This is a genomic window from Pseudomonas sp. RIT288, assembly GCF_000631985.1.
GTDB lineage: Bacteria > Pseudomonadota > Gammaproteobacteria > Pseudomonadales > Pseudomonadaceae > Aquipseudomonas.
The window spans coordinates 179,021-191,177 of sequence record NZ_JFYN01000034.1 but is presented as its reverse complement, the minus strand read 5'-3'; the positions used below and the strand labels follow the sequence as shown (position 1 = coordinate 191,177).

At 60.1% G+C, this 12,157-nt stretch carries 9 protein-coding genes and 2 tRNA genes; 7 read left to right on the top strand and 4 right to left on the bottom strand.

Going from position 1 to position 12,157, the window contains the following annotated elements; translation table 11 throughout:
• Positions 1-72: 72 nt before the first annotated feature.
• From hfq to BW33_RS19635, 7 genes are all read left to right on the top strand, one after another.
• A complete protein-coding gene (gene hfq / locus BW33_RS19665; RefSeq protein ID WP_003221112.1) occupies positions 73-333 on the top strand; it encodes an RNA chaperone Hfq in 261 nt (86 codons plus the stop codon).
• A 12-nt stretch (positions 334-345) separates the two neighbouring features.
• On the top strand, positions 346-1,647 hold the full coding sequence (gene hflX, locus BW33_RS19660; RefSeq protein WP_003221114.1) for a ribosome rescue GTPase HflX: 1,302 nt from the start codon (positions 346-348) through the stop codon (positions 1,645-1,647).
• 96 nt (positions 1,648-1,743) lie between these two features.
• Positions 1,744-2,919: an FtsH protease activity modulator HflK gene (hflK, locus tag BW33_RS19655; protein ID WP_047600703.1), complete on the top strand. Its 1,176-nt coding sequence runs from the start codon at positions 1,744-1,746 to the stop codon at positions 2,917-2,919.
• Positions 2,919-3,788 (top strand): protease modulator HflC, encoded by an 870-nt coding sequence (gene hflC, locus BW33_RS19650; protein ID WP_047600702.1) that lies wholly within the window; start codon positions 2,919-2,921, stop codon positions 3,786-3,788. The genes hflK and hflC overlap by 1 nt, the downstream gene beginning before the upstream one ends.
• A gap of 313 nt (positions 3,789-4,101) precedes the next feature.
• The gene (locus BW33_RS19645) at positions 4,102-5,289 is read left to right on the top strand and encodes an ATP phosphoribosyltransferase regulatory subunit (RefSeq protein ID WP_047600701.1); all 1,188 of its coding nucleotides are present in this window, start codon (positions 4,102-4,104) and stop codon (positions 5,287-5,289) included.
• 54 nt (positions 5,290-5,343) lie between these two features.
• Positions 5,344-6,633: an adenylosuccinate synthase gene (locus BW33_RS19640; RefSeq protein ID WP_047600700.1), complete on the top strand. Its 1,290-nt coding sequence runs from the start codon at positions 5,344-5,346 to the stop codon at positions 6,631-6,633.
• A 139-nt stretch (positions 6,634-6,772) separates the two neighbouring features.
• The gene (locus BW33_RS19635; RefSeq protein ID WP_047600699.1) at positions 6,773-8,707 is read left to right on the top strand and encodes a methyl-accepting chemotaxis protein; all 1,935 of its coding nucleotides are present in this window, start codon (positions 6,773-6,775) and stop codon (positions 8,705-8,707) included.
• An 80-nt stretch (positions 8,708-8,787) separates the two neighbouring features.
• On the opposite strand, the gene BW33_RS19630 is transcribed toward BW33_RS19635, so the two are convergent.
• From BW33_RS19630 to BW33_RS19615, 4 genes are all read right to left on the bottom strand, one after another.
• Positions 8,788-10,353, bottom strand: a complete 1,566-nt coding sequence (locus BW33_RS19630; protein ID WP_047600698.1) for an ABC transporter permease — start codon at positions 10,351-10,353, stop codon at positions 8,788-8,790.
• A complete protein-coding gene (locus BW33_RS19625; RefSeq protein ID WP_047600697.1) occupies positions 10,353-11,363 on the bottom strand; it encodes an extracellular solute-binding protein in 1,011 nt (336 codons plus the stop codon). The genes BW33_RS19630 and BW33_RS19625 overlap by 1 nt, the downstream gene beginning before the upstream one ends.
• 311 nt (positions 11,364-11,674) lie before the next feature.
• Positions 11,675-11,761, bottom strand: a tRNA-Leu gene (locus BW33_RS19620).
• A gap of 180 nt (positions 11,762-11,941) precedes the next feature.
• Positions 11,942-12,028, bottom strand: a tRNA-Leu gene (locus BW33_RS19615).
• Positions 12,029-12,157: the final 129 nt, after the last annotated feature.

The window sequence follows — 12,157 nt, the reverse complement described above, 5'->3', positions numbered from 1 at the left end:
CTTGGGGGTGTGGCGGCCAAAGCCATCTGAATTACCTATTTTTATTATTGAATCCTTAAAGGAGTGCGGCACATGTCAAAAGGGCATTCGCTACAAGACCCTTACTTGAATACTTTACGTAAAGAGAAAGTGGGGGTTTCCATCTACCTGGTCAACGGTATCAAACTGCAAGGCACGATCGAGTCGTTCGACCAGTTCGTTATCCTGCTGAAAAACACCGTCAGCCAGATGGTTTACAAACACGCTATCTCGACAGTCGTGCCAGTACGTCCAATTCGTCTGCCTAGCGCAACCGAATCCGATGCAGGTGACGCTGAGCCAGGTAACGCCTGATAGGAGTCTCCTTTGTTCTTTGAGCGCCACGGTGGTGGTGAGCGAGTCATTCTCGTTCACTTGGAAGGTCAGGACCCTGAGGCGCGCGAAGATCCGCAGGAGTTTCAGGAATTGGCTAATTCGGCGGGCGCCGAGACCGTTGCGTTTTTTAACGTACCGCGTCATCGGCCAACCGCCAAATTCCTGATTGGCAGCGGCAAGGTCGAGGAATTACGCGACCTGGTCCATGCCGAAAAGGCCGATCTGGTGATTTTCAATCACATTCTCACGCCCAGTCAGGAACGTAACCTCGAACGTGTTTTCGAGTGTCGCGTGATCGACCGTACCGGCCTGATTCTCGATATCTTCGCCCAGCGCGCCCGTACCCATGAAGGCAAGCTCCAGGTAGAACTGGCCCAGCTTGATCACATGAGCACCCGCCTGGTTCGCGGCTGGACTCACCTTGAGCGTCAGGGTGGCGGTATCGGCATGCGTGGCCCGGGGGAAACCCAGCTCGAAACCGACCGGCGTCTGCTGCGGGTTCGCCTGCGTCAGATCAAGGGCCGTCTGGAAAAAGTGCGCAGCCAGCGCGAGCAATCGCGTCGCGGCCGCTCCCGTGCGGATATCCCTACCGTGTCTCTGGTGGGCTATACCAACGCCGGCAAATCCACGCTGTTCAATAACGTGACCAAGTCCGAGGTGTACGCGGCCGACCAGTTGTTCGCCACCCTCGACCCAACCCTGCGCCGTCTGGAACTGGACGACCTGGGGCCGATCGTTCTGGCGGACACGGTAGGGTTCATTCGTCACCTGCCGCACAAGCTGGTCGAGGCATTTCGGTCTACGCTCGAAGAGTCGAGCAATTCCGACCTGCTGTTGCACGTGATCGATGCGGCCGAACCGGATCGCATGTTGCAGATCGAGCAGGTGATGGTAGTGCTGGGCGAGATCGGAGCCCAGGACTTGCCGATCCTCGAGGTATACAACAAACTCGATTTGCTTGAAGGCGTTGAGCCACAGATCCAGCGCGATGCCGATGGCAAACCGCAGCGGGTCTGGCTGTCGGCGCGTGATGGCACGGGGCTGGAATTGCTTGAGCAAGCCATTGCCGAGTTGTTGGGCAGTGATTTGTTTGTGGGGACATTGCGCTTGCCGCAACGATTCGCTCGACTGCGTGCGCAGTTCTTCGAACTCGGTGCGGTACAGAAAGAAGAGCATGACGAAGAAGGCATCTGCCTGCTGGCCGTTCGTTTGCCCCGTGTCGAGTTGAATCGACTGGTAAGCCGCGAAGGATTGCAGCCGATGGAATTCATCGAGCAACACACTTTGCAATAAAAGCCTGGCAAAGCGGTTGTGCCGCAACGGCAGGCATTCTGTAGCATTGGTCGGCGCGCCGTGGGTGCGTCTTTGCTTTATCAGATGGAGAGCGCTATGGCTTGGAATGAGCCGGGTGGCAACTCGAATAATCAGGATCCTTGGGGTGGCAAGCGCCGCAATAACGGCGACCGCAAGGGGCCACCGGATCTCGACGAGGCCTTCCGAAAGCTGCAGGAAAGCCTGAACGGGTTGTTCGGTGGTGGTAAGAAACGCGGTGGTGATGACGGCGGTGGTTCGGGCAGGAGTGGTGGCGGCTTTGGCGGTCTGCTCGGCATCGGCCTCGTCGTGCTGGCGGCTGTCTGGCTGTACAGCGCGGTCTATGTGGTCGACGAACAGGAGCAAGCCGTGGTGCTGCGCTTCGGCAAGTACTACGAGACCGTCGGCCCCGGCCTGAACATCTACTTCCCGCCGATCGATAAAAAGTACATGGAGAACGTCACGCGTGAGCGTGCCTACACCAAGCAGGGCCAGATGCTGACTGAAGACGAGAACATCGTCGAAGTGCCGCTGACCGTGCAGTACAAGATCAGCAACCTGCAGGACTTCGTGCTGAACGTCGATCAGCCGGAAATCAGCCTGCAGCATGCGACCGACAGCGCCCTGCGTCACGTGGTGGGTTCGACCGCCATGGACCAGGTGCTGACCGAAGGTCGTGAATTGATGGCCAGCGAAATCAAGGAGCGTCTGCAACGTTTCCTCGATACCTATCGCACCGGTATCACCGTCACTCAGGTCAACGTACAGAGCGCAGCGGCACCGCGTGAAGTGCAGGAAGCCTTCGACGACGTGATCCGCGCCCGTGAAGACGAGCAGCGTTCGCGCAACCAGGCGGAAACCTACGCCAACGGCGTCGTGCCGGAAGCCCGTGGTCAGGCCCAGCGTATCCTCGAGGATGCCAACGGTTACCGCGACGAGACGGTCTCGCGCGCCAAGGGTGAGGCTGACCGCTTCACCAAACTGGTCGCCGAGTATCGCAAGGCCCCTGAAGTCACCCGCCAGCGTCTGTATCTGGACACCATGCAGGAAGTCTTCAGCAATACCAGCAAGGTACTCGTGACCGGCAACAAGAACGGCCAGAGCAACCTGCTTTACCTGCCGTTGGACAAAATGATCCAGAACAGTTCGGGCAGCAATGCACCGGTTACCGGTTCGGCTGCCGCCAGCAATAACACGGACGTCACGCCGCATGTCTCTGACGTGCCGCAGACACGTACAAGGGAGACCCGCTGATGAGCAATAAATCGCTGATCGCCCTGATCGTTGGCGTTGTCGTGGTGCTGGTGGGCTGGAACTGCTTCTACATCGTGGCTCAGACCGAGCGTGCGGTGCTGCTGCAATTCGGTCGTGTGGTTCAGGCCGATGTTCAGCCAGGCCTGCATGTGAAAGTGCCTTACGTCAACCAGGTGCGTAAATTCGACGCGCGTCTGATGACGCTGGATGCACCGACACAGCGCTTCCTGACCCTGGAAAAGAAAGCCGTGATGGTCGATGCCTACGCCAAGTGGCGCGTGAAAGATGCAGAGCGCTTCTACACCGCGACGTCCGGCCTCAAGCAGATCGCCGACGAACGCCTTTCCCGTCGTCTGGAATCCGGTCTGCGTGACCAGTTCGGCAAGCGCACCCTGCACGAAGTCGTGTCGGGTGAGCGTGATGCGCTGATGGCTGACATCACCGCATCGCTGAACAAGATGGCGGAAAAAGAGCTGGGTATCGAAGTGGTCGATGTCCGGGTCAAAACCATCGATCTGCCGAAAGAAGTGAACCGCAGCGTGTTCGAACGTATGAGCACCGAGCGTGAGCGTGAAGCTCGCGAGCACCGCGCCAAGGGTAACGAGCTGGCCGAAGGCATCCGTGCCGACGCTGATCGTCAACGCCGCGTGCTGCTGGCTGAAGCCTATCGTGAATCCGAAGAGATTCGCGGTGACGGCGATGCCCAGGCCGCTGCGATCTACTCCAAGGCCTACGGTCAGGACCAGGAGTTCTACGGTTTCTACCGCAGCCTGCGTGCCTACCGTGAAAGCTTCGCGAACAAATCCGACGTCATGGTTCTCGACCCAAGCAGCGACTTCTTCCGTTACCTGGAAAAGTCCAAGCCTTGATACGACGTTGACCTGAATCACTCCGCCCGGCGGCTAAAACCTCGGGCGGGGTGATCCTTTGGGAAAACGTGTGTATGATGCGGCAGCCGGGAAATTCCCGGCTTTTTTGCGTCTGCACGTTTGATTGCTGTTTTTTGTTGCAGGCATCGGGTTGAATGGCCCGAGAGATTTTCGAGGAAAGTGATGGGCGAAGCCGGTAACAGGCCTTTCGCCGCGTCGTTCATGCGCGTGCGTTTTGAACGGATCGGTCATTTTCTGCTTCACTCAAGGCTCGCCCGCAGGCTGGCCGCCCGGATCAAAGGGGAATGGCGTAATGGCAACGGTAGACCGCTGGCTGCTGCCAGATGGCATCGAAGAAGTACTGCCACCGGAAGCGGCGCGCATTGAAGTCGCGCGTCGTCAGGTGTTGGATCTGTTCCAGAGCTGGGGTTACGAGTTTGTCGTGACTCCCCATATCGAGTACCTGGAATCCCTGCTGACCGGTGCGGGCCAGGATCTGGATCTGCGTACCTTCAAGGTCATCGACCCGCAGTCGGGTCGGCAGATGGGGTTTCGTGCCGACATCACGCCACAAGTGGCGCGCATCGATGCGCACACCCTGCGTCGCGAAGGCCCTAGCCGCTTGTGCTACGCCGGCAGCGTGTTGCATGCCCAGCCGCGTGCACTGTCGTCCTCGCGCAGCCCGATTCAATTGGGTGCCGAGCTTTACGGCGATGCCAGCCCGAGCAGCGACGTGGAAGTCATCAGCCTGATGCTGGCCATGCTGCAACTGGCCGATGTGCCGGATGTGCACATGGACCTTGGCCATGTCGGCATCTACCGTGGTCTGGCGCGCGCCGCCGGTCTGTCCGGTGAAGTCGAGCAGCAGTTGTTCGATGCGTTGCAACGCAAGGCCATCGACGAGGTCATTACCTTGACCGAAGGCCTGCCGGCCGACCTGTCCGGCATGCTGCGGGCGCTGGTCGACCTGTGTGGCGGCCGTGAAGTACTGAGCGCCGCCCGTGAGCGTCTGGCCAATGCGCCGGCGCCGGTTCTGGCGGCGCTGGAAGACTTGCTGGAGATCGCCGATCGTCTGGCGACGCGTTTCCCGGAGCTGCCGCTGTACTTCGATCTGGGCGAGCTGCGCGGCTACCACTACCACACGGGTGTGGTGTTCGCGGTGTTTGTACCGGGCGTGGGCCAGTCCATCGCTCAGGGCGGTCGTTACGACGACATCGGTGCCGACTTCGGTCGCGCCCGTCCGGCGACCGGCTTCTCTACCGATTTGAAAACCCTGGTGACCCTGGGGCGTGCTGAGATCGAGCTACCGTCTGGCGGTATCTGGATGCCTGACAGTACGGATGCGGCACTCTGGCAGCAGGTTTGCCAGTTGCGCAGTGAGGGTCAGCGTGTCGTTCAGGCATTGCCTGGACAACCTTTGGCCGCCGCCCGTGATGCGGACTGCGACCGGCAATTGATTCAGCAGAACGGGCTTTGGCAAGTATCGCCACTGGCTTCTTGAGTTTTCCTGCCGGCCATCGCCGGCACCAAGTTTGCGCGAATGAGGACAAGTGTTATGGGTAAGAATGTCGTAGTCCTGGGCACCCAATGGGGTGATGAGGGCAAAGGCAAGATCGTTGATCTGCTGACCGAACATGCTGCCGCCGTAGTGCGCTACCAAGGTGGCCACAACGCTGGCCACACCCTGGTGATCGACGGCGAAAAAACCGTCTTGCACCTGATCCCGTCGGGCGTGCTGCGCGAAGGCGTGCAGTGCCTGATCGGCAACGGCGTGGTGGTTGCTCCTGACGCCCTGCTGCGTGAGATCACCAAGCTGGAAGAGAAAGGCGTACCGGTGCGCGAGCGCCTGCGTATCAGCCCGTCCTGCCCGCTGATCCTGTCCTTCCACGTGGCGCTGGACCAGGCCCGTGAAAAAGCCCGTGGCGAGCTGAAGATCGGTACTACCGGTCGCGGCATCGGCCCGGCTTACGAAGACAAGGTTGCACGTCGTGGCCTGCGCGTGGGCGACCTGCTCAACATGCCGCGCTTCGAAGACAAGCTGCGTGAACTGGTGGATTACCACAACTTCATGCTGGTCGGTTACTACAAAGAGCCGGCCATCGAGTTCGAAAAGACCTTGGCCGAGTGCAAGGAATACGCCGAGCTGCTCAAGCCGCTGATGCTCGACGTGACTGCCGAGCTGCACGACCTGCGTCGCGCCGGCAAAGACATCATGTTCGAAGGCGCCCAGGGTTCGTTGCTCGACATCGACCACGGTACCTACCCGTACGTGACCAGTTCCAACACCACCGCCGGTGGCGTGGCGACCGGTTCGGGCGTTGGCCCGATGTTCCTGGACTACATCCTGGGCATCACCAAGGCTTACACCACTCGCGTAGGTTCGGGTCCATTCCCGACTGAGCTGTTCGACGAAGTGGGCGCGCACCTGGCCAAGCAAGGTCACGAGTTCGGCGCAACCACCGGCCGTGCCCGTCGTTGCGGCTGGTTCGACGCCGTTATCCTGCGTCGCGCTATCGATGTGAACAGCATCTCGGGCATCTGCCTGACCAAGCTGGACGTACTCGATGGCCTGGAAACCATCAACATCTGCACCGGCTACAAAGACGCGCAGGGCAACGCCGTGGCGCCGACCGACGCTGACAGCTACGTGGGCCTGCAGCCTGTGTACGAAGAAGTGCCGGGCTGGACCGAGTCGACCGTGGGTGCCAAGTCCCTGGAAGAACTGCCAGCTAACGCTCGTGCCTACATCAAACGCGTTGAAGAGTTGATCGGCGCGCCGATCGACATTATTTCGACGGGCCCGGATCGCAACGAAACCATCGTGCTGCGTCATCCGTTCGCTTGATAAGTCATTGATGTAAAAAACAAAGGCCCCTTAATCGGGGCCTTTGTCGTTTATGCCTGTTGGACGGCATGACCTTTGCTGTAAATCTTCCTGCAAGAGTGCCATCAAATTAATGGCGTCAGAAGTAGAGGGATTCACAGTGTCGGCCGTTCTCTCACTGTTACAAAGCCGTTTGTTGCGGCCCGTGTTCGTTACCCTTGGTATCGCCCTTTTGGTGCAAGTGCTGGTGGCAGTCGCCCTGACACGAAGCACGGTCACGGCGCTGGAAGCCGATCTCGGCACTCGTCTGGGCGCCGACAGCCAGAAGCTTTCCAGTGAGCTGGAGCAGGCCGGGCGCGAAGTCACCTCAAGCCTCGATAACCTTTCCTCGAGTACCCGGCAGCGTCTGACCGCCGGCCTGTCTTCTCGTCTGAAGGAAGAGCAGGCGCAATTGCGTACGACATTGGAAAAGGATCTGAAGGACTCGGCCAATGACATGGCCCAATTGCTCGCCTCGGTGGCACCGCGCGCCATGTGGGACAGCGACGTGCCGACCCTGTCCGAGTTTGCCCGCCGCGCCCAGCGCAATCCCAACGTGTTGTTCGTGGTTTACGACGATGCCACCGGTCAGCACCTGACGCGTTACCTCAACCGCGAAAATCCGATCAACAAGGCCTTGCTGGAAAAAGGCCAGGGCGAGCGTGCGCTGGACAAGGTCCTGGACGCGGCGAAAAACGATCCGTCGGTCTACTACCTTGAAGCTTCGATCAACCCCAACGGCGTGGAAATCGGCAAGGTGCTGATGGGCGTCTCGACCGCCTCGGTGGAAGCCGATCTGGCGGCGCTCGACCAGCGCTTCTCGGCGCTGATCGCCAGCAGTGATCAACTGGTCGGCGATAGCCTCAAGGGCGCAGCAGCGGACAGCGCCACAGCGATGCAGGCACGCCTGCAGTCGGCGCAATCCACCGCGACCGAGATGAAAGCCAATACCAGCAGCACCGTGCAGGAAGCCGCCGCGACCTTGCGCTGGCGCATCGGTATGGGCCTGGCGCTGGTCGGTTGCGGCGTGCTGTTGTTGCTGACGGTGGTGCTGGGGCACCGGGTAGTCAATCGCTTGAAAATGCTCAATGCGGCGATGGACGATCTGGCGGCAGGCGAGGGCGACCTGACCAAGCGCGTGCAGATCAATAGCAAGGACGAAATCGGCGACATGGCCTCGGCGGTCAATCGCTTTGTGGATAAGTTGCAGCCGATCGTGCGCGAGGCGGGCGACGTGGCCCAGCGTACCGGCGTGGAAATCGGCGCCATGACCCTGCGCAATGCCGGTGCCGACGCAGCGGCCGGGATGCAGCGTGATGAAGTGGCGGAAAGTCTGCGAGCGCTGTCGCAAATGGCTGACGAGGCGCAATCGGAAAGCCATGCCATGCAGGCGGCGTTGAAGCAGGTGGTGGATATTCGCCAGGCCACCGACGAAAACACACGCACCTCGGCGAAGGTCGGCAGCCTGATCGAGGCGCTGGCCGGGCAGGTCGATACCGGGGCGAAAGTCATCGAACGACTGGCGCAGCAGAGTGAACAGATCGAAGTGGTGCTGACGGTGATTCACGGCATCGCCGAGCAGACCAACCTGTTGGCCTTGAACGCGGCGATCGAAGCCGCTCGGGCCGGTGAGACCGGGCGTGGTTTTGCCGTGGTCGCGGATGAAGTGCGCGCGCTGGCGAGCAAGACGCAAAGCTCGACCGGTGACATTCAGGCGCACATCGTGGCGTTGCAGCAGGGCGCGCGTGAGGCGGTCGAGGCGATCGGCCAGGCCGGGCGTCAGGCCAGTGAAGGTTTGCTGGTGTTACGCGACAGCGCGCGGTTACAACAATCGGTGCAGGCTTCGGTCGAGCAGGTGCATGCGGCGATCGGTCTGGCGACGCAGGCGGCGGCGCATCAGGCGCAGGGCGCGCAAGCGGTTCGCGGGCGGGTCGAGACGATTCATGCTCAGGCTGAGAAAGCGGCGCAGGCGGTGGTGGAAACCACGGCCAGTGGCAAGGTGCTGGATGGCTTGGCGGCGCAACTCAAGGCGAGCCTGGGGCAGTTCAGGGCTTAAAATCAAAAGATCGCAGCCTGCGTCAGCTCCTACGGGGAAATGCAAATCCCCATGTAGGAGCTGCCGCAGGCTGCGATCTTTTAGCGGCTCAGATACATCCGCGTCGTCAGCAGATACACCGGCAGCCCCGACACCACAATCAACAACGCCGCATAAGGCGCCGCCGCTGCAAACTCGACATTCGCGGTATGCGCCCAGACCTCGGTCGCCAGCGTGTTGAGCCCGGTCGGACTGAGTAGCAGCGTCGCCGTCAGTTCTTTCATCGCATCCAGAAACACCAGCGCAAACGCCGCGCCCAGTGCCGGGAAAATGATCGGCAGGGTCACCCGACAGAACGCTGTGAACGACGATGCCCCTAGCGTGCGTGCCGCTTCTTCCAGCTGCGGCGCAGCCTTGTTCAGTGCTGTGCGAATCGGCGCCTGTGCCAGTGGCAGAAACAGCAGCGCATAAGCGATCAGCAGCAATGCCGACGTCTGGTACAGCGCCGGCACGTAGTGCAGGGCGAAATACACCAGTGTCAGCGCGATCACCAGGCCTGGCAGCGCATGCAGCAGATACGGCAAGCGCTCGGCCCAGATCGCCAGTTGACCCTTGTAACGCACCACCAGCAACCCGACCGGCACCGCCAGCAGCAAGCACAGCGCCGCGCCACCCAGCGACAAGGCCAGCGACGACAGCAGGGCTTCGGTGATCGCCGCGACCGGGAAGGCTGCCGATGAGCCGACCGCCAGCCAGTACGCGAGCATGCCCAACGGAATCCCGCTGCCGATAATCGCCAGCAACAGGCAATACAGCTGACCGAAAACCGCCCACCGCCCCAAGCGCACTTGCTCAGCCTGGCGCGCTGCACCCTGGCCGGTGCGCACATGACGCCCCTTGCCGCGCACCCGCAGCTCCAGCCACAACAGCATCAGACACAACGCGAGCAGCACCGCCGAAAGCATCGCCGCGTTGGCGTTGCTGAATTCCAGTTCGAATTGCTGATAGATCGCGGTGGTGAAGGTTTGCAGGCCGATGATTGACAGTGCGCCGAACTCGACCAGCATGTGCAGGGCAATCAGCAGCGAGCCAGCCAGCAGCGACGGCCAGAGCAGCGGCAGGGTGACGCGGAAAAACACGCCCCAGCGATTTTGCCCCAAGGTGCGAGCCGACTCTTCGAGGGACGGATCGAGGTTGCGCAGGGTCGCCGCTACCGGCAGAAAAATCAGCGGATACTTCGACAGGCTCATCACCAGAATCGCCCCGCCGAGGCCTTCGAACTGCGCGCTCAACGACACCCAGGTGAAACTGCTGACAAACGCCGGCACCGCAAACGGCAGGCACAGAATCACCCCCCACAGGCGTCGTCCCGGCAGATTGCTGCGCTCCAGCAGCCACGCCAGCGACAGGCCGATCACGCCGCAAGTCAGCGTCACGCCAACCATCAGTGCCAAGGTGTTGCGCAGCAAACCGAACACATACGGGCGCCACAACAAGTGCAACGCATCGGCCCAGCCGGCTTGCCAGGCTTTCAAACCGACATAGGCCAATGGCAACAGGCTCATGACCACCAGCAATAAAACCGGCAACACCAGCCAGATCGAAGGGCGCTTGCGTCGTGGCACGTAACCCCCGCGCGCGGCGGGGGCGGATAACGATGCGGCCATCAGTTCAGGCCAACTTCACGTTCCAGCTCCAGCGCTTCTTCGGCGTTGCCCAGATCGGCCGGGGTCACGTTCGGCGCTTGCAGTTCGCTGAACGGCTTGAGTCCGCGATCCGATTCCATGCCTTTGTGCAGCGGGTATTCGGCGGTGGTCTGGGTGATCACGCGCTGGCCTTCCTCACTGGCCATGTAGGCGAGGAATTGCTGGGCTTCTTTTGGATGTTTGCTGGATTTCAGTACGGCAGCGCTGGACACGGTGATCAGCCCGCCGACGTCGCCGCCGGTGAAGTAATGCAGTTTCGAGTCGAGTTTGCCTTTCTCGCGCTGCAGGGCGAACCAGTAGTAATTGTTCACCAGCACGGTGGCGACTTCGCCGTTTTCCACGGCTTTGAGGGCGACCATGTTGTTGCTGTAGGTCTTGCCGAAAGCGCGCAGGCCGGTCAGCCATTCTTCGGCGGCGTCGCGACCATGCATCTTGATGATCGCCACGGCCTGTTCCTGGAATGCGCCGCTGGTCGGGACGAAGCCGACTTTGCCTTGCCACTTCGGATCGGAGAATTCCATCACCGACTTTGGCAAGTCTTTCTCATCGACCAGTTTCGGGTTGTAGGCAACAACGCGAACCCGCGCGGTGACACCGATCCAGGTGCCGTTGCCGGCGACGTATTGCTTGGGCAGTACGGCCAGCGTGGCGTCGTCGGTCTTGGCCAGCAGGCCTAGCTCGCCGAGGTTGTTCAGCGGGGGAGATTCTTCGGTGTAGATCACGTCGGCGGGGGAACGGTCGCCTTCTTCGATGACCTGGCTGGCGAGCTGGTTGCTGCTGCCCTTGCGTACGTTGACGTGAATGCCGGTCTTGGCCTCGAAAGCCTTGGCGATCGCATCGCCGACTTCCTTGTGTTGGCCGTTGTAGAGCGTCAGGGAAACCGCATCGGCTGCCTGGGTGAGGGGAGTGGCGAGTGCCAGGCCGAGCAGGGTGAAGGTCAAGCCGCGGCGCAGGGTATTTCGAAACATCATTCGCAGGGTTCCTCACTGTCGCATTGCAAAAACTTGCAACAATGATAAACGATATTGTTTCTCAAGTGCGCCTTGCGGGCTGCAGCAAGCTCTGATAAGTGCGGATTGCACTGCCCTTGTAGGAGCTGCCGAAGGCTGCGATCTTTTGATCTTTTTTTAAAAGCAAAAGCAAAGATCGCAGCCTTCGGCAGCTCCTACACAAGGACAATCGAATTTCGAGTGAGGCGTTTAGAATTTCTGGAAGCCAGAAACGCAAAAACCCGCTTTCGCGGGTTTTCGGGAAACTCAACGTCGTAACCTTGAGTTTGAATTGGTGCCCAGAAGAAGACTCGAACTTCCACGACCGTAAGGTCACCAGCACCTGAAGCTGGCGTGTCTACCAATTTCACCATCTGGGCATTCATCGCGAGCGTTGCCGCTGTTGATGTGGCGCACTATACGGAGCGTCTTTTGATCTGTAAACCCCTGATTTAATTTTAATTAATCGGTTTTAACAAATCCGGTGCCTGGAATGCAAAAAACCCGCTTTCGCGGGTTTTGTGTGAGTCTTGAAACTGATCTAGTCTCAAACTCGAAATTGGTGCCCAGGAGAAGACTCGAACTTCCACGACCGTAAGGTCACCAGCACCTGAAGCTGGCGTGTCTACCAATTTCACCACCTGGGCATCTCGTCAACGTATGTACGTCGTCGATGGCGCGCACTATACGGAGCGCCTTTTTAACTGTAAACCCCTGTCAGCAAAAAAAATGAATTTTTTTACCAGCGGTGTTCAAAAGGGCTTTCAGGCGTCGAT